16 protein-coding genes are annotated in these 18,029 nt (G+C 71.2%); 7 read left to right on the top strand and 9 right to left on the bottom strand.

The annotated features are described in order from the left end of the window. Nucleotides 1-32: 32 nt before the first annotated feature. A complete protein-coding gene (locus B0B14_RS01200; RefSeq protein WP_083710252.1) occupies nt 33-833 on the bottom strand; it encodes a bacteriorhodopsin-like in 801 nt (266 codons plus the stop codon). A 136-nt stretch (nt 834-969) separates the two neighbouring features. Between B0B14_RS01200 and B0B14_RS01195 the strand changes: the two genes are divergently transcribed. Then, the gene (locus tag B0B14_RS01195; protein WP_076679600.1) at nt 970-1,455 is read left to right on the top strand and encodes a MarR family winged helix-turn-helix transcriptional regulator; all 486 of its coding nucleotides are present in this window, start codon (nt 970-972) and stop codon (nt 1,453-1,455) included. 21 nt (nt 1,456-1,476) lie between these two features. Here B0B14_RS01195 and proC read toward each other — a convergent pair whose 3' ends face one another. Beyond that, nucleotides 1,477-2,319, bottom strand: coding sequence for a pyrroline-5-carboxylate reductase (gene proC, locus B0B14_RS01190; protein WP_076679599.1), 843 nt, complete (start codon nt 2,317-2,319; stop codon nt 1,477-1,479). 133 nt (nt 2,320-2,452) lie between these two features. On the opposite strand from proC, the gene B0B14_RS01185 reads away from it, so the two are divergent. From B0B14_RS01185 to B0B14_RS01170, 4 genes are read left to right on the top strand one after another with little or no spacing between them, the layout of a single operon-like run. Next, nucleotides 2,453-3,565 carry an alpha/beta fold hydrolase gene (locus B0B14_RS01185; protein ID WP_076679598.1) on the top strand — a complete coding sequence of 371 codons (1,113 nt, stop codon included), beginning with the start codon at nt 2,453-2,455 and terminating at the stop codon, nt 3,563-3,565. 51 nt (nt 3,566-3,616) lie between these two features. Further along, nucleotides 3,617-4,591 (top strand): cation diffusion facilitator family transporter, encoded by a 975-nt coding sequence (locus B0B14_RS01180; protein WP_076679597.1) that lies wholly within the window; start codon nt 3,617-3,619, stop codon nt 4,589-4,591. Nucleotides 4,592-4,594: 3 nt separating this feature from the next. Further along, nucleotides 4,595-5,533, top strand: a complete 939-nt coding sequence (locus tag B0B14_RS01175; protein ID WP_076679596.1) for an LLM class F420-dependent oxidoreductase — start codon at nt 4,595-4,597, stop codon at nt 5,531-5,533. Next, a complete protein-coding gene (locus B0B14_RS01170) occupies nt 5,530-6,927 on the top strand; it encodes a GMC family oxidoreductase (protein ID WP_076679595.1) in 1,398 nt (465 codons plus the stop codon). Before B0B14_RS01175 ends, B0B14_RS01170 begins: the two co-directional genes overlap by 4 nt. 12 nt (nt 6,928-6,939) lie before the next feature. On the opposite strand, the gene tadA is transcribed toward B0B14_RS01170, so the two are convergent. Beyond that, nucleotides 6,940-7,398 (bottom strand): tRNA adenosine(34) deaminase TadA, encoded by a 459-nt coding sequence (tadA, locus tag B0B14_RS01165; RefSeq protein WP_256714329.1) that lies wholly within the window; start codon nt 7,396-7,398, stop codon nt 6,940-6,942. Nucleotides 7,399-7,432: 34 nt separating this feature from the next. Here tadA and upp point away from each other — a divergent pair, with 34 nt between their 5' ends. Beyond that, nucleotides 7,433-8,065, top strand: coding sequence for a uracil phosphoribosyltransferase (upp, locus tag B0B14_RS01160; RefSeq protein WP_076679594.1), 633 nt, complete (start codon nt 7,433-7,435; stop codon nt 8,063-8,065). A gap of 10 nt (nt 8,066-8,075) precedes the next feature. On the opposite strand, the gene B0B14_RS01155 is transcribed toward upp, so the two are convergent. The 3 genes from B0B14_RS01155 to B0B14_RS01145 form a co-directional block, all read right to left on the bottom strand. After that, the gene (locus B0B14_RS01155) at nt 8,076-9,326 is read right to left on the bottom strand and encodes a type III PLP-dependent enzyme (RefSeq protein ID WP_083710250.1); all 1,251 of its coding nucleotides are present in this window, start codon (nt 9,324-9,326) and stop codon (nt 8,076-8,078) included. After that, nucleotides 9,323-9,811, bottom strand: a complete 489-nt coding sequence (locus B0B14_RS16690; RefSeq protein WP_076679593.1) for a hypothetical protein — start codon at nt 9,809-9,811, stop codon at nt 9,323-9,325. Before B0B14_RS16690 ends, B0B14_RS01155 begins: the two co-directional genes overlap by 4 nt. 68 nt (nt 9,812-9,879) lie before the next feature. Next, on the bottom strand, nt 9,880-13,422 hold the full coding sequence (locus tag B0B14_RS01145) for a TM0106 family RecB-like putative nuclease (protein ID WP_076679592.1): 3,543 nt from the start codon (nt 13,420-13,422) through the stop codon (nt 9,880-9,882). 84 nt (nt 13,423-13,506) lie between these two features. Between B0B14_RS01145 and B0B14_RS01140 the strand changes: the two genes are divergently transcribed. Then, nucleotides 13,507-15,582, top strand: coding sequence for an NAD(+) synthase (locus B0B14_RS01140; protein WP_076679591.1), 2,076 nt, complete (start codon nt 13,507-13,509; stop codon nt 15,580-15,582). A 15-nt stretch (nt 15,583-15,597) separates the two neighbouring features. On the opposite strand, the gene B0B14_RS01135 is transcribed toward B0B14_RS01140, so the two are convergent. From B0B14_RS01135 to B0B14_RS01125, 3 genes are all read right to left on the bottom strand, one after another. Continuing rightward, on the bottom strand, nt 15,598-16,173 hold the full coding sequence (locus tag B0B14_RS01135) for a hypothetical protein (RefSeq protein WP_076679590.1): 576 nt from the start codon (nt 16,171-16,173) through the stop codon (nt 15,598-15,600). A 125-nt stretch (nt 16,174-16,298) separates the two neighbouring features. After that, nucleotides 16,299-16,727 carry a hypothetical protein gene (locus B0B14_RS01130; protein WP_076679589.1) on the bottom strand — a complete coding sequence of 143 codons (429 nt, stop codon included), beginning with the start codon at nt 16,725-16,727 and terminating at the stop codon, nt 16,299-16,301. Nucleotides 16,728-16,792: 65 nt separating this feature from the next. Further along, complete coding sequence (locus tag B0B14_RS01125; RefSeq protein WP_076679588.1) at nt 16,793-17,983, bottom strand: phosphotransferase family protein; 1,191 nt, start codon at nt 17,981-17,983, stop codon at nt 16,793-16,795. Nucleotides 17,984-18,029: the final 46 nt, after the last annotated feature.

The raw sequence follows: 18,029 nt of genomic DNA, 5'->3' as shown, positions 1-18,029 counted from the left end.
CCGCGCACGGGAGTCAGCGATCGGGGACGCGGTCACGCGTCGGCGTGCGAGCGCTCCCGCTCTGCGAACGTCGGGTCTTCGATCATCGACTTCGTTCGCGCCACCTGGTAGATGATCAGGGCGTAGACGGCCTTGGCGACGATGTCGGCGATCGAGTAGCCGACCTGCTTCCAGACCCATCCGTCGGCGCCGAGATCGAGAGACGGCAGCAGGTAGGCGATCGGGTACACGCCCCAGCTCAGCACGAGGAGATAGCGCAGCTTGCTGATGGTGCCGCGCACCGCCTCGGGCTGCGTGGCGAGGGACTTGCCGAGCTGCACGAAGAGCACGTAGAGGATGAAGAGGAACGGGATGGTCGAGAGGATGCCGAACACCGTCCGGACGCCCAGGTCATCGCTGATCTCGCCCGGGTAGCCGAGCACGATCATCAGGATGGCCGCGGGAACGAGCTGCATCAGGAGGCGGTTCTGCATCGCGCGGGCGAGGGCGAGCACCGCGATGAGCTCGACGAGCAGGAGCGGGACGGTCAGCAGCCAGTCGACGTAGCGGTACCCCTCGTTGAACGCCGCGCCCGCCGTCGTGGTGTAGTCGCCCATCCCCCCGGCAGCTTCGGTCGTGAACGCCGCATTGAACGAGTCGAAGATGCGGAAGTAGTGGTAGGCCGCGATGCCGCACACGACCAGGGAGACGGCGATCGCCGTGCGGTACCGCGGCAGCACCCGCGGAAGGGAGATCAACAGGAAGATCGCCGTGAACAGCTGCGCCGCGATCACGAGCGACAGGGCGTTGTACACGGTCGAGAACTGCGCGGCGGTCAAGAGGTCGGGTATCACGAGGAACTCCTTCGGATCGGCTCCCAGCGGGAGACGTCATTTAATAAAGTCACTATACAAGTCACTAACTTACTCAGTCTCTTTTCTGGTCGGTTCGAGGGGACGCGGCTACACTGACCACGCGGAGGGAGAGCCCATGCACGAACCGGCCGGTCGGTCGCATCGCCTCAAGGCGTTTCCCGCCGCGGCGGTCAAGTTCTCGCGGGCCCTGGACCGCAACCGCGAGCGCATCGCCGAGGAGGAGGGCCTCACGGCCAGCGAGTTGCGGGCGCTCTTCTACGTCGGCGAGCACATCCGTGTGACGCCGAAGCAGCTGGCCTCGCACATGCACGTCACGACGGCGGCGATCACCCTCATCGCGCGCAGGCTCGTCACCATCGGAATGCTCTCGCGGGCCGACCACCCCGACGACAGGCGCAGCGTGATCCTCGAGCTCACGCCGTTGGCGCACACGACCCTCGAGCGCATCCACTCGGAGTTCGATCAGATGGTCAGCGATGCGACAGCGCACCTCGACGAGCGACAGATCGCGGAGTTCACCCGATCTCTCGAGTCGGTGGCGGTTGCGGTCGCCGAGCACACCGCACGCATCACCGCGGCGAGAGCCGCGGCCACGATCTAGTCGCGTGCCGGCGGACTGGGGCTATGCGCCCGCGGCGAGCTCGCGCGCTCGGGCGAGTGCCGCATCGGTCGCGCTCTCGAAGACGACGTCGAGTCGGGCCGCCTGCAGCACCGCGATCGCGCGCTCGGTGGTGCCCTTCGGGCTCGTCACGCGGCGGCGCAGTTCTGCGGGCTCGACTCCGGATGTCTCGAGCAGTGCGGCAGCGCCGATGAAGGTCTGCTCGGCCAGCAGCCGTGCCTCGTTCTCGGCGAAGCCCTTGTCGATCGCCGCCTTCGTGAACTCCTCCACCACCAGGTAGAAGTAGGCGGGGCCCGAGCCCGAGATCGTCGACAGCGCGTCGATCTGCGACTCGGGCACTTCGACCACCGCCCCGCACGTCTCGAAGAGGCGACGGGCGACGGCCACGTCCTCGCGACCCGCCTCGGTCCCTGCGGCGAGTCCGGTGACCGCCTTGCCGACGACGGCGGGAGTGTTGGGCATCGAGCGCAGCACCGGGATCCCGGCGCCGAGGATGCCTTCGAACGTCGCGATCGTGACGCCCGCGGCGAGGCTCACGACGATCGTCCCGGAGCGGAGCGCGGGCGCGATCTCGCGCAGCAGGTCGGGCACCATGGCCGGCTTGACCCCGATGAGCACGATGTCGGCGGCGGCGACGGCATCCGTGTTGCCCGCGGCATTCTCCTCGAGCGCGATGCTCGTCACGCCCTCGAGCCCGGCGAGCTCGGCGGCCTTGGCGGCCGAGCGGTTCGTCACGGTGACACCCGCCGAGGCGAGGCCCGAGCGCACGAGGCCCTGGAGGATCGCTCCGCCCATCGACCCCGCTCCCAGGATCGCGATGGGCGGGAGTGGGAGGTGGTCGGACATGCCAGCCATCCTACGAGCCGAGTGGCATGCCCGCAGATCACCTGAGAGTCCATTCACGTTCATGGACTCGAGGACTATAGTCGGAGGCGTCGGGGGTGACGCTGCTCCCGCTTGGCACCGAAGGACACCCGGAATGACCCTCTTCGACGGCATCACGAGCCGCCTCATCGAGACCCCCGGCCCCACCGTGAACATCCTGGAGCGCAGCGGCGACGACCTCGCCGCCCCGCCGGAGAAGACGGTCGTGCTCATCCACGGCAACGTCTCCTCGGCGCTGTTCTGGCAGGAGATCATGCAGGATCTCCCCAGCGACCTCCGGGTCATCGCGATCGACCTGCGCGGCTTCGGCGGAACCGAGCACCTCCCCATCGATGCGACCCGCGGGCTCCGCGACTTCAGCGACGACGTCCGGGCCACCCTCGATGCGCTCGGCATCGACACCGCGCATTTCGTGGGGTGGTCGATGGGCGGCGGCGTCGTCCTGCAGTACGCCCTCGACCACCCCGCCTTGAGCCTGACCCTCCAGGCCCCCGTCTCGCCCTATGGCTTCGGGGGCACGCGCCGCGACGGCACCCGTCTGACCGACCACGACGCCGGCTGCGGCGGCGGGGGTGCGAACCCGGACTTCGTCGCACGGCTCGAGGCACGCGACACGACCGACGACGCGCCGACTTCACCGCGCAGCGTCTTCCGCTCGGGGTACGTCGCGCCCGGCTACACGACCGATCACGAGGACGTGTGGGTCGAGTCGATGCTCACGACCTCGACCGCGACGGGCAACTACCCCGGCGACGGGGTCGCGAGCGAGAACTGGCCCGGATTCGGGGCGGGCACGATCGGCGTCCTGAACACGATGGCCCCGAAGTACTTCGACGCGTCGGGCATCACCGACCTCGCCGTCAAGCCGCCGATCCTCTGGATCCACGGCACGGCCGATCCCATCGTCTCCGACACGTCGTTCTACGACCTCAATCACCTCGGCGCCCTCGGGATCGTGCCCGGCTGGCCCGGCGCCGACGTCGCCCCCGCGCAGGAGATGGTGTCGCAGACCCGCGACGTCCTCGACCGGTACGCCGCCGGCGGAGGCGCCGTGACCGAAGTCGTGCTCGAGGGCGTCGGGCACGCACCGCACCTGGAGCGGCCGGCCGAGTTCCGCCAGGCGCTCCTGCGCGTCATCGCCTACGAGCGGCCGCCGCACACGCCCGGGCCGCCCACCGAGACGATCATCCTCCGCGCCTCGGATTAGGCCCGGTCCGCCGTCTCCCCGTCGGGGTCGGTGGTACCTAGACTCATCCCCATGAGTGCATCCGGTGGCGGCAAGGCGATCATCGCGGCGTTCCTGGCGAACATGGGCATCGCGGTCGCGAAGTTCGCCGCGTGGCTGCTGTCGGGCTCGGCGTCGATGCTGGCTGAGGCGATCCACTCGGTGGCCGACTCGGGCAACCAGCTCCTCCTCCTGCTCGGCGGTCGGCGAGCCCGCCGCGCGGCCGACGCGGAGCATCCGTTCGGCCACGGGCGGGAACGCTACGTGTACGCGTTCGTCGTGTCGATCATCCTGTTCTCGGTCGGCGGGCTGTTCTCGATCTACGAGGGCGTCGACAAGCTGACCCACCCCCACGAGCTCGAGAACGCCTGGATCCCGATCACCGTCCTGCTCATCGCGATCGGTCTCGAGTCGTTCTCGCTGCGCACCGCGGTGCGGGAGTCGAACCACGTGCGCCTCAAAGGGGAGTCGTGGGTGCAGTTCGTCCGGCACTCCAAGGCGCCCGAACTCCCGGTCGTGCTGCTCGAAGACGTCGCGGCCCTCACCGGGCTGGTGTTCGCCCTGTTCGGCGTGGGTATGACCGTGATCACCCAGAACCCGTTCTGGGATGCCGTCGGCACGCTGATGATCGGCACGCTGCTGATCCTGGTGGCGATCACCCTCGGCATCGAGACGAAGAGCCTGCTCGTGGGCGAGGGCGCCTCGACCGCCGACCACGCCGCGATCGTCGCCGCGATCACCGACGGGCCCGAGGTCGAGAAGCTCATCCACATCAAGACGCTCTACCTCGGCCCCGACGAACTTCTCGTCGCCGCGAAGGTCGGCTTCGCTCCCGACAAGCCCTTCATCGACGTCGCGAACGAGATCGATCTGGTGGAGCAGCGCGTCCGCACGGCCGTGCCCGCCGCCCGGGTGGTCTACCTCGAGCCCGACATCTGGCGTCCCGACGCGATCGTCGACGAACCGGCGCCCCAGACCGAGACCATCGTCCTCAAGGCCTCGGACTGACCCGTGGAGTACTGCCTGTTCACCGAGCCGCACCTCGGTGCCACGTACGACGACCAGCTCGCCTATGCCCAGCTGGCCGAGGAACTCGGATTCGACGGATTCTTCCGCTCCGACCACTACCTGACCGGCATGGGCGACGGGCTCCCGGGTCCGACGGATGCCTGGACGACGCTCGCCGGGCTCGCCCGAGAGACCTCCCGCATCCGCCTCGGCACGCTCGTGTCGTCGGCGACGTTCCGGATGCCGGGCATCCTGGCGGTGCAGGTCGCACAGGTGGATGCGATGTCGGGCGGACGCGTCGAGCTGGGGCTGGGCGCCGGGTGGTTCGCGGGCGAGCATGCCGCGTACGGCATCCCCTTCCCCCAGAAGCGCTTCGATCTGCTCGAGGAGCAGCTCGAGGTCGTGACGGGACTGTGGCAGACGCCGCTCGGCGAGACGTTCTCGTTCGAGGGCGCGCACTACTCGCTCACCGACAGTCCCGCACTGCCGAAGCCCGTGCAGTCGCCCGTTCCCGTGATCGTGGGAGGCGGCGGCCCCCGACGCACGCCCGAGCTCGCTGCGCGGTTCGCGACCGAGTACAACCTCGGGTTCCCCACCGATGACGAGATCCGCACGCGCATCGGCAACCTCCACGCCGCCTGCGAACGCGTCGGACGCGACCCCGCAACGGTGAAGCTCTCGGTGGCGATGTCGACGTTCGCCGGTGCCGACGATGCCGCCGTCGCCGCACGGGCGGCAAGGATCGGCAAGACCCTGGCCGACGTGCGCGACGGCGTGAACATCGTCGGCGGCCCCGAGGAGATCGCGGAGCACATGGCCCGCTACGCCGCGTTCGGCATCCGGCGCGTATACCTCCAGGTGCTGGACCTGCAGGATCTGCCCCACGTGGAATTCCTCGGGGCGGAGGTCCTCCCCGCACTCCGACAGGGGGGTGACGCGTGACGCGGCGCGTGGTGGTGGTCGGCGCGGGCAGCGCCGGATCGGTCCTCGCCGCGCGACTGGCCGACCGCTGCGACGTGATCGTCCTCGAGGCGGGCCGGTGGCCACCCGAGGCGGCCGGCGAGCGATCCGGAGCATGGGCGCTCGGCGCCGACCTCACGCGGCATCGCCGCTGGACCGCGCGCCCGGGGCGCACGGTGGGCGGCTCGTCCGTCGTGAACGGCGGGTACTTCGCGCCCCCCGAGCGCGCCGACCTCGACCTCTGGCATGCCGCAGGCGGACCCGCATGGGCTCCCGATCGGGTGCAGGCGATCGTCGCGGAGATCGGCGCGGAGATCGGCGTCCGTCCGTCGCCGCAGACACATCCGCTCGCGCGCGCGTTCACCGGCGCCGGCGTCGAGCTCGGGTACGCCGCCGGGCTGCTCCCGCTGCAGACCACGATCACCGACGGCGTGCCGCGGAACGTGGCGGATTCGCTCGCGCATCGCGGATCGATCGAGGTGCGCGACAACGCTCGCGCATCGAGGATCGTGGTCGAGGACGGACGTGCGATCGGAGTCGAGGTGGCCGACGGCGACGGATCGATCGAGCTCCTCACGGCCGACGACGTCGTCGTCTGCGCCGGCGGCTTCGGCACTCCCCGGCTGCTGCTCGCCTCCGGAATCGGGCCCGCCGATCAGCTCCGCGGCCTCGGCATCGAACCGGTCCACGACCTCCCGGGGGTGGGGGCTTCCTTCAGCGACCATCCGACCGTCTGGGTGGAGTGGTCGCCCGGACCGGACCTCGCTGCCATCGCCGCACAGGATGCTCCCGACGGGGCCTTCCCCGTCGCGCTGCGCGTGGGGGCCGACGGTGGCCCCGGAGACGACATCGAGCTCCTCGCCTGCACGCGCCCTCCCGCTCTGGAGGCGGAGCACGACCTCGTCTCACCCTCGTTCGGCATGATCGTCGGCCTTCAGCGGCCGCACGCCCGAGGGACGATCGCCGCGTCGTCGTCGCGCCCGTTCGCGGCTCCCGTCATCTCCTACGGCTATCTCGACGATGTCCGCGATCGGCAGGCGTTGCGGGTCGGCGTGCGCCTGGCGGCGGAGATGGCGACGTCACGCGCCTACGAGGGACTGGTCGACCGGCTCGTCGACCTCGATGACGAGACGCTCGACGACGACGAAAGGCTGGATGCCTGGATCGAGGAGCGGCTCGGCAGCGCCGCACACGCGAGCGGCTCGGCGCCCATGGGCTCCTCCTCCGACCCGCGCGCCGTCGTCGACGGTGCCGGGCGGGTCCGCGGCATCCAGGGCCTTCGCATCGCCGACACGTCGATCCTGCCCGTCGTGCCGTCGCGCGGACCCGCAGCGACGGCGATGGCCGTGGGCGCGATCATCGCCGACCAGCTGTGACCGCGGTGGGGATCAGCGGCGTTCGGTGAAGAACCCGCGCAGAACCGCGGAGGACTCGTCCTCGCGCACTCCCCCGACGACCTCGGCCCGGTGCGGCAGCCGCCGATCCCGGACGACGTCGTACATCGACCCCGAAGCACCGGCCTTGTCGTCCCACGCGCCGAACACGAGACGCGACACCCGGGCCTGCAGCAGCGCGCCTGCGCACATGAGGCACGGTTCGAGCGTCACGACCAGCGAGCAGCCGGAGAGGTTCCACGAACCCGTCGACGCGGCCGCTGCCCGCAGGGCGACCACCTCCGCGTGGGCCGTCGGGTCATGGGTGACCTCGCGGAGGTTGCGCCCTTCGCCGATCACGGCGCCCGAGGCATCCGTCACGACCGCCCCGACGGGGATCTCGCCGTGCGCTGCCGCCTCGGCCGCGAGTGCGAGCGCGCGGCGCATCGCCGCATCGTCCGCCGGCTCGATCATCACGAGACGAGACTAGGCGCAGTAGCCTGGGCTCATGCGCCTGCACGTCGCGGATCACCCGCTCATCACGCACAAGCTCACCGTCCTGCGTGACAAGAACACCCCCTCACCGGTGTTCCGTCAGCTCACGGAAGAGCTCGTCACCCTCCTCGCCTACGAGGCCACCCGCGCCGTGCGCGTCTCGCCGCTCGAGATCGAGACCCCGGTCACCACGACCATGGGCGTCAAGATCAGCGAGCCGCGACCCCTCGTCGTGCCGATCCTGCGCGCCGGCCTCGGGATGCTCGAGGGCATGGTGAAGCTCCTCCCCACGGCGGAGGTCGGATTCCTCGGCATGGCCCGCAACGAGGAGACCCTCGAGCCGACGACGTACGCGGAGCGGCTTCCCGACGACCTCAGTGACCGCCAGTGCTTCGTGCTCGACCCGATGCTGGCGACGGGCGGCTCGCTCGGGGCCGCGATCGAGTTCCTCTTCGCGCGCGGGGCGCAGGACGTCACGGCGATCTGCATCCTCGGCGCGCCCGAGGGCATCGCGGCCATCGAGAAGCAGGTGGAGGGCCGCGACGTCACCCTCGTGCTCGGCGCGCTCGACGAGCGGCTGAACGAGAAGGGCTACATCGTCCCCGGTCTCGGCGACGCCGGCGACCGCCTCTACGGGACCGTCTGACCGCCAGAGGTCACGCCTCGGCCAGCACCTGTTCGGTCGCGACCGGCGCCGTCGTGGGCGCCTGCCCCAGGACGGCGACGGGCGTCACCGCCCGGCCGTTGAAGCGCGTCGCGGTCACCACCGTGTAGGCCCCCATCGCGGGGCTGGCGAGGAGATCGCCGACGCGGAGGTCGGGCAGGAGCACTTCGCGCGCGACGACATCGGCGGAGTCGCACGTCGGTCCGGCGATGGTCGCCCAGCGGTGGGTGGCGCCGCCCTCCTGCCCGCCCAGCTCCTTCGTCGCGAACACGAACGGATGCACGTCCTCCGCGACGACGTTGGAATAGGCGCCGTACACGCCGTCGTCGAGGTGGTACCACCGGCCGTCCGGTCGCTCCGCGACCCCGACGACGCTCGTCACGAGCGTCATGGCCTCGGCGACCAGGATGCGGCCGGGCTCGGCGATGATGTCGAGCCGATGCCGGTGCGGACCCAGCACGGGTCGGATGACCGACGCGAACTCCTCGATCGAGCGGACGTCGGTGTCGTAGGCGACCGGGAATCCGCCGCCGATGTCGAGGGTGTCGAACCGTACGCCGAGCGTGGCTTCGAGCTGCTCCATGAGGGTCAGGGTGTCGGTGATGGCCGACGCCACACGCGCGGGGTCGTCGAGCTGACTGCCCGTGTGGAAGCTGAATCCGGCGATGCGGATGCCGAGATCCTGGGCGAGGGCGACGAGCCGCGCGGCTTCGAAGGGGCCGACACCGAACTTGGACGACAGGTCGCTCTTGGCGTGCGGGCTGCGGTACGCGAGGCGCACGAGCAGACGGACGTCGGCGCAGTCCCGGAATTTCTCCAGCTCGGTCTCGTTGTCGACCACGAACGTGGTCACCCCGGCGGCGAGCGCGTCGGCGATCTCGGCCGGCTTCTTGATCGGATGCGTGTGGATCACGCGGTCCGGGCGCACACCGTGGCGCTGGAGCAGGGCGAGCTCGTCGCCCGTCGCGACGTCGAAGGCGCTGCCCTCGTCGGCGAGCACCGAGATGACCGCGTCGTGCGAGAGCGCCTTGACGGCGTAGTGGAAGCGGACGAAGGGCAGCGCCGTGCGCAGCCGTCGGTACTGCTCGCGGACGCGCTCGGGATCGAGCAGGAGGAGAGGCGTGCCGTGCACCGCGAGGGCGGCGCGCGCGACGTCGGAGCGCAGCAGGAGATCGGTCTCGGCACGACGGCGCTCGCGCAGCGACCGGATCGCTCGGAGGCCCCGCCGGGTCGCCGAGATCACGAGGCACGCTCCTCGACGCGCGCACCGCCGGAACGCGCGGTGCTGCGCGACACCGCCGTATAGAAGACGATGTCGGCGACGATCTTGCCGGCGATCAGGCCGACGACGGGATCGCCGACCAGGGCGATGCCGATCACCAGGGCGGCAGGACGCACGAAGAACGTGTCGATGGCTTCCGCGGTGCCGAACTCGGCCGCGAGCAGCCGTGCCGTGGTGGGCGGGCGATCCGCGGGCGCGGTCTCCGCATCGAGGCGGAGCGTGACGGCGAGCACGCCGTAGAAGCCGACGCATTCGCCGATCAGCGCGGCGAGGGCGATGATGGCCGGGATGCTCGTCCAGTAGGTGACGGCGACGCCGGCGAGGATCAGTGCCGCCGTCCCTGCGACCTCGGCCGGGAGGTAGCGGCACACCCAGAACGCGGCCCCCGGGCGACCGGTCACGTGAGGGCCGGCTCCGACGGTGTCGATCTGTTCGACGGTGCTCATGACGCGCCTCCTTCCCCACCGAAGAGCCCGGGGGACGGCCGCTGATACGCGCGACGGATGCGGACGAGCTAGGACGCTCCGACGAGTCGGGCGAATCCGCTCAGACGCGCAACGCCTTCGGGGGTGTAGGGGAGGTCGTCGAGGAGCCCTGGCGAGTAGACGATGCACGCCGTGTGCTTCGCCCGCGATATCGCGACGTTCAGCCGGTTTCGCAGCAGCAGGAATTCGAGCCCGCGCGGAGCGTCTCGCCCGCTCGACGCCGCGAGCGACACGATCGCGACCGCCGCCTCCTGCCCCTGGAACTTGTCGACCGTACCCACCCGGACGTCGCCGAAGCCGGCGCGCGCGAGGGCCTCCTCCACGGTGACCTGCTGCGCGTTGTACGGCGTCACGACGATGATGTCGCTCTGGTCGAGGGGCCGCTCGGGGCGCAGCGTGACGAGCCCCTCGTCGACGGAGGTGTCGGTCCACGGCCGCCCCACGAAATCGCGGACGAGACCGACGACGACGTCGGCCTCCTCGGGGGACTGCGTCGCATTCCCGCGGTGTCGTGTGGGCACCGGGAGGAGACCCGGCTCCGCACCGGCAACGCGGCGGAGGGCCGTCGAGGGGTGCGACGCGAGCTCGCCGCCGTACGAGAGCGTGGACACGGGACGCGCGACCTCGGGGTGCATCCGCCACGTGCGCGCGAGGAAGTAGCCCCGGTCGGGCGGGATGACGTCGGCCCCGTCCATGACCCAGCCCAGAGCCGAGGTGTCGACGGGTTCGGGGTGCGTGCCCTGACTCACCTGCGGAAGCTGCTGCGGGTCGCCGAGCAGCAGCAGTCGTGGTGCCGCCAGCGACACGGCGATCGTCGAGGCGAGGGAGAACTGCCCCGCCTCGTCGATCACGAGCAGGTCGAGGCTGTCGCGCGGCACACGGCTCTCGTGCGCGAAGTCCCACGCGGTGCCGCCGACGACGTAGCCCTCGGGGTGCTCGGCGGTGAAAGCCGCCATGCCGTTCTTGGGAATGACCGTGAACGTGCGGTCGTCGGGATCGGACACGGCTTTCGCGACCTGGACGGCGGGCACGCCGGCGGCGACGATGCGCTCGATCATGTGCTCCACGACGGCGTGCGACTGCGCGACGACGCCGACGCGGTACCCGTGATCTCTCACGAGCCGGGCGACGACATGCGAGCCGACGTACGTCTTGCCCGTGCCGGGAGGCCCCTGCACGGCGAGGTAGCTGCGGTCGAGGTCGAGCAGCGACCGGGTGATGGCCTCGACGTCGTCGCCGTTCGACGCCGCGAGCCGCCCCGGAGCTCCATCGGCGCCGCTCAGGGTGCGCGGAGGCCGCCGCAGCAGGATGTCGGAGGCCGGACCGGCCGGGATCTCGGGGGACGCCGCGATCACGGCATCCGCCCACTCGTCGATCGCGGCCTGCTGGCGGCCCGCGCTCGGCGGGGCCGCCGGGGTGAGGGCGAGGGGAAGCGCGGACCACGTGACGCCGTCGACCGAGGTCTCTTCGACGATCACCCCGTCGTCGAGCTCCTCCACGACGGTGACCGAGCGGTACGCGTGGATCCAGCGCGGCATCGCCTCGAACGGATACGGCGCCGGGAGCTCGTAGAGCGTGAAGGGGTTCGACCCCACGCGCAGCCGCGTGCCGGGCGCGACCTCACCCCGCAGCTCGATGCGCCGACGCTCGCCGCCGCGACCGGACTCGAGGAAGTGCCAGTCCTCGATGACGCGGCTGCGCGCGGGGTCGATCACGATGACGTCGCGCACCTCGTCCCACACCGACAGCGGCTCGCGAACGCGCAGGAAGTGCGAAGCCCAGAACGTCTTGGCCTCTCGAGGGTAGTAGTCGATCGCCGCCGACCCGAGACGCAGAGCGACGGCCTCGGCGGACTCCTCGGGCAGCTCGGCGGCGAGCGCGGAGAGCGTGAGCGCCCGGGGGGACGGCTCATAGCCGCGCTCGTCGGGTTCGGGCTCGGGTGAGGGCCGCAGCCCCGCCTCGCGGGCGCGGTCGACGAGCCAGTCCCGCAGGCGCCGCGTCGACACGCAGTCGTAGCGGTTGTAGTCGGCGAGGTCGTCGAGGATGCGCTGGGCCGCCTCGACGTCGCCGTCGTCGTGAAGCGCGCGCGCCTGCACGTACTGCACGATCGAGTCGTCGCCCTTCTGCACGTCGCTCGTGCGCACGTCGGCGCCCATGTAGAGCGGTTCGAGCTTCTTGATCGAGTACGACCTCGAGCCCACCCGGAGCGCCCGGCGCACGATCGGATACAGGTCGACGAAGACGCCGTCGCGGAGCAGCCGGTCGACATCGCCTTCGCGCGTGCCGTGCCGGGCCGCCATCGCGAGCAGATGCGACGTCTCGTACGGCGCATAGTGGTAGATGTGGAGGCCCGGATGCTGCAGCCGCCGCAGGTTCACGATGTCGATGAACGCCTCGAGCGCGCGCTTCTCGTTCTCGAAGTCGTGGGCCCACAGCGCGGTGTAGCGCTCTTCGTCATCGACCCACCCGAACAGGTAGTCGATGCCCCAGTCGATGCGACCACCCGGCGCTCCGGGCTCGGTGTAGAGCGGATCTCCTTCGAAGTCGAAGAAGATGTCGCCGCGATCCGGGCGAGGGAGCGCTCCGATGGCGGTCGGCGCCACGACCTCGAAGGTCGGGACGGCCGGGCCGCTCGCCGTCGGCGCGCCCAGCCCCGCGGGGCTCTCGAGCTGCAGCCGCGCCTGCGTGCGGAGGTTCGCGAAGACATCGGGGTTCATCGCCGCAGGGGGCGAATCCGCCGCGGCCAGAGCGTCGATCGACGCGATGCCCGCCGCCCGCAGCCGATCGCGCTGCACGGGCCGGATGCCGGCCACGAGGAGGAGATCGCGGGAGGCCACGACCTCGGCGTCGCAGGTCGCGCAGCGCCCGCACGCCAGGACCGACAGGTCGCCCCGCGCGTCGCCCCACGGGATCGCCGGGCCCTCGGCGCCGAGATCGAGGCGTCGATCCGCCACGAGCGCGCGCAGGCGGGAACGCCGGAGGCGGAAGACCGGCAGGAGGTCGTCGACCTGGTGCACGCTGACCGAGCCGTCGCCGAGGAGGAGCTCCACCCGATCGGAGCGGGGCACCCCGAGCCGGTCGAGCTGATCGGCGTATGCCGCGAGCTGCATGAGGGCGGTGACGCGTGCGTGGCGGGCCAGCTTCGTGTCTTGCACGACCCACGCGCCGAGCTCGCCGTCGGCGGCGGACGGATCCCGCACGAGGAAGTCGGCGAAGCCGACGAACTCTTCGGTCGCGAACGTCGCCTGGTACACGACGGCCGCGTCGGACGCCAGGGCCGCATTCGTGGCCTCGACGGCGGCGGCGAGGGCCGCGGCATCCGTCGACGACGTCTCGGGGAGCTCGACGACCCGGCCCGGATACTGCGCACGGTACTCCGCCAGCACGCGGCCCTCGTGCACGAAGCCGAGCGTGCCGGCGCGGGCCTTGGTCTCGTCGACGGGTTCGACCACGGCGGGCACCCGCCCGAGCCGGGCGTCGATGCGGCGCAGCCACGCGAACTCGCATTCGGCCGCCGCCTTGAGATCGCTCGCACTCCAGACGACCCGGCCTTCGCCCTCGATGTAACGCATGCTCCCCTTTTCCGCTCCCGACGTTACCCGCCGCTCCCGACACCGCGCCGCGCGTTCGGGGAGGGTCGGTGCCAGACTGGGGGCATGACGACGAGCCTGGACTTCGAGAGCGCGTACCGCCACGGATTCGCGCGGGTCGCCGCCTGCACGATCCCCGTCGCGATCGCCGATCCCGCCTCCAATGCCGACGCCGTCCTGGCCGCGGCCCGCGAGTGCCACGACGACGGCGTGGCCGTCGCGGTCTTCCCCGAGCTGTGCCTGACCGGATACGCCATCGACGACCTCGTGCTCCAGGATGCCGTGCTCGACGCCGTGGAGCAGGCGGTCCTCCGGCTGGTCGAGGCATCCGAGGACCTCCTCCCCGTGCTCGTGGTGGGCGCGCCGCTGCGCCATCGCAATCGCCTGTACAACTGCGCCGTCGTGATCCACCGGGGCGAACTGCTCGGCGTCGCTCCGAAGTCGTACCTGCCGACGTACCGCGAGTTCTACGAGCGACGCTGGTACGCGCCGGGCGACGACCAGGCGGGACAGGACATCCGCGTCGCGCACCTCGAGGCCCCGTTCGGTCCCGATCTGCTGTTCGAGGCCCTCGACGTCCCCGGCCTCGTGATCCACGCCGAGGTCTGCGAAGACGTGTGGGTGCCGATCCCCCCGTCGTCGACGGCCGCCCTCGCCGGCGCGTCGGTGCTCGTGAACCTCAGTGGCAGCCCGATCACGATCGCCCGCGCCGAGGACCGGAAGATCCTCTGCCAGTCGCAGTCGCTGCGCTGCCTCGCGGCGTACGCATATGCCGCCGCCGGAATGGGCGAGTCGACGAACGACGTGTCGTGGGACGGTCAGACGATGATCTACGAAGGAGGGACCCTCCTCGCCGAGACCGAGCGGTTCCCCGACGGCCCTCGTCGCAGCGTCGCCGACGTCGACCTCGATCGCCTGCGCCAGGACCGCCTGCGCCAGGGCACCTTCGACGACAACCGCCGCACGCACAACGACTGGTTCCGCACCGTGCACTTCCAGCTCGCCCCGCCCTCGGGCGACATCGGGCTGCGACGCGCCCTCGACCGCTTCCCCTTCGTGCCCGACGATCCCGCGCGTCTCGCGCAGGACTGCTACGAGGCCTTCAACATCCAGGTGTCCGGTCTCGCGCAGCGCATGGCGGCCATCGGGCGTCCGAAGCCCGTCATCGGGCTCAGCGGCGGACTCGACTCGACGCACGCGCTCCTCGTGGTCGCCCGGGCCATGGACAGGCTCAGGATGCCGCGCCGCGACATCCTGGCGTACACGATGCCGGGCTTCGCGACGAGCGAGCACACGAAGTCGAACGCGATCGCCCTGGCGGAGGCCATCGGCGCGAGCATCGAGACCATCGACATCCGCCCGGCGGCGAGCGAGATGCTCGAGCGGATCGGGCATCCCTTCGCCGACGGCGAGCCCGTGCACGACGTGACGTTCGAGAACGTTCAGGCGGGACTGCGCACCGACTACCTGTTCCGCCTGGCCAACCAGAACAACGGCTTCGTCGTCGGCACGTCCGATCTGTCGGAACTCGCCCTGGGCTGGGCGACCTACGGCGTGGGCGACCAGATGAGCCACTACGCCGTCAACACCGGCGTGCCCAAGACCCTCATCCAGCACGTGATCCGGTGGGTGATCGCCGATGACTCGGCGGTGTCGACCGACCTGTCGGAGGCCGCCAAGACCGTGCTGCAGTCGGTGCTCGACACCGAGATCAGCCCCGAACTCGTCCCGGCGGGGCAGGACGGGAGGATGCAGTCGACGGAGGACCGCATCGGCCCGTACGCGCTGCACGACTTCACGCTCGCCCACATCCTCCGCTTCGGCCTCCGCCCGTCGAAGATCGCTTTCCTCGCGGAGCGCGCCTGGCGGGACGCGGATGCCGGGACCTGGCCGCCCGGGTTCCCGGAGGGTGACCGCTACGCGTACGACCTTCCGACGATCGCGAAGTGGCTGCGGGTGTTCCTGCAGCGCTACTTCGCCTTCGCTCAGTTCAAGCGCTCGGCCATCCCGAACGGTCCGAAGGTGTCGGCGGCGGGCTCGCTCTCCCCGCGCGGTGACTGGCGCGCCCCGTCCGACGGCAATGCGCGGGCGTGGCTGGCCGAGCTCGACGCGGCCCTGCCCGACGGCGCCCGCGCGGACTGACGCCGCACGCGCCGACTACTCGGGCAGGTGGTACGCCATCGTGACGACCCAGCCGTCGCGCGAGAGGTCGAGGATCTTGTAGAAGACCGGCCGGTCGGGGATCCACCCCTTGGCGAGGTTCGTGTCGAGCCGGACGTAGTCGGGCTTGACCCGCTGACCGCGCCCGTCGGCCTCCCGCACCGCCTGCACGCGGGTCCAGTGCGAAGTGAGCGTCAAGAGGTTGTCCTCTTCGAACAGGTGCGAGCCGCGCTTCATGTCGCCGAGCGTGACGTCGTCGGGGTGCATGTCGCGCAGGTCGAGACCGAACTGCGTGCCCGGAGTCGCGACGGCGCAGACGGTGGCCGCGCGGAAGCTGGCGGTGCGGATGAGGAGAGGCACCGGATCCTCGCCGATGCGGGCGAACAGCTGGGTGTGGAAGCCGAACTGCGCCGGCGCCTCCCGCTCGATGACGATCGACTTCTCCTCGACCCCCAGCTGGCTCGAGATGAGCTGCTTGGCGAGGACTCGCTTGCGATCGTGCTCGCTCATCTTGGGATCCCAGCCGAGGCGGGCGCCGATTCCTTGGGGGGTGTCGAGCAGAACGGACTCCATGCCTTCATCATGACGGATCGGAGCGGCCGGAGGAACGGTCCGACGCCGTATCAATGCCGACGCAGCACGATGCCCCGAGGACGCATCCTCGGGGCATCGCGTGCTGTGTCGGTCGTACGTGCGGATCAGTTCGAGCCGGCGGAGACCGCGCTCACCGGGGAGGCCGGCGACGCCGGCGACGCCGGGCTGTCGTAGACGGGTGCCGGGGCGGGCGCGGGCGGCGCAGGAGCCGGGGCCGCGGGGGCGGGCGGAGCCACGACGCTCGGGGCCGAGACGGCCGATGCGGCCGACACGGGATCCGGGGCGGACGCGACGCTCGCCACGGCCGAGGTGCTCGGGCTCGTCACGACCGACACCGAGGTGTCGGTGACGCGCAGCTGCAGGCCGCTGCGATCGAGCACGCCGCCTCGATCGTCGATCGAGCCGCCCGGGAGCACCGTGCCGTCCGCCGAACGGAGGTCCATCGTGCTCGCGACGGCGGCGGCGCCGCCACCCAGCACGACGAGCCCGACGGCGCCGATGGTTCCGTACGTCATCCACTTCTTGCTGACCATGATGTGTTCTCCTCTTGGTTTCGTCCGGTCGTCCCTGGGGACACCCACCATGCTGGCGAGCCGCGCTAAGGCGATCCGAAGTCGGGCGTGAGAAGGGTCTTAGGCAGCGAACGGGGGTGGCCGACCGGCGCCGCGAACCAGGCGGCGAGCGCCAGCAGGCCCTCACGACGCGCCGGATCGACCCGGTCGTCGGCTGCGACGGCGTGGCCGAGGAGCTGGATCGCCGTGCGGGTGCGCACATGCACGTCTCCCGCCCAGCGCGCTGTCGCCCGCTCCGCGATCCTCCGCAGGCGAGCGCCGCCCGACATGCCCGACGACAGCAGCGCCGACGCGAGGACGTGGGACAGGAAGGCTGCCGGGTCTTCGGCGGGATCGCCGAGCCCCGCCGTGTCGACGTCGATGAGGCCGACGATCTCGGCGGAGGAGGCATCCGGTACGAACAGCTGTCCGAGGTGCAGATCGCCGTGGATGCCGACGCGCGGCCGGGGTGCCTCGGCGCGGACCGCGTCGTGCAGCACCGCCGCGATGTCCGTCGCGATCGGCGAGTCGAGCCGCGCGGAGTACCAGTCGATGCGACCGACGATGCCGGTGCGGGCATCGTCGTCGAACGGCACGGCGGCCAGACGCGCCCGCAGGAGGTCGACGGCGTCGAGCACCACGTCTGCGGGTGCCTCGGTCTCGATCGCCGGCGTCCCGCCGGCATCGTCCAGGATGAGGAGACCCTCGGGTGACCAGGCACGCACGAGCGGAACGGGCAGCCCCGCCCTGCGCAGGAGGGCGTGCCGCTCGACGATCTGCGCCGCACGTCGGGGGCGCACCACCTTGATCCAGGAGGCGCCCGCGGTCGTCGGAGCGCGGAGCACCGCCCGTCGGCCCGGCCGGTACCCGACGATCCGCGGAGCCCCCGCGGCCTCCACGCCCGCGCGTGCGAGCAGCCCCGTCGCCGCGTGTCCGAATGCGGCGGGGGCGAGAGCCGGGAGGTGCGGGTCGGCGGGATGCAGCCAGATCCGCGCCGCGACTCCCCCCGCGTCATCGGGAAGGACGGCGCCCGTCTCCGCGCGCACCGACTGCCCGGACGTGTCGACGAAGACCGTCACGGGCTCCGCGTCGCCGTCGGCGACCGTGAACCCTGTCACCGACCCTCCCCCGAGGGGCTCCCGGGAGATCCGCTCGATCCGGGCGGTCGGCGCGATCGTGCCGCCGAGCGCCTCCCGGAGGAGCGCTTCGTCGGCGGAGCGGGAAGTCGTCTCGAGCATCCTTCCGATTCCAGCACGTGCGCACCGCTCGGGGTGTGAGACATCT

Origin of the sequence: Microbacterium sp. RU33B, assembly GCF_900155915.1 — a bacterium.
Taxonomy (GTDB): domain Bacteria; phylum Actinomycetota; class Actinomycetes; order Actinomycetales; family Microbacteriaceae; genus Microbacterium.
Note: the sequence above shows the minus strand (reverse complement) of the source record. Positions and strands in the feature narration are given on the sequence as shown.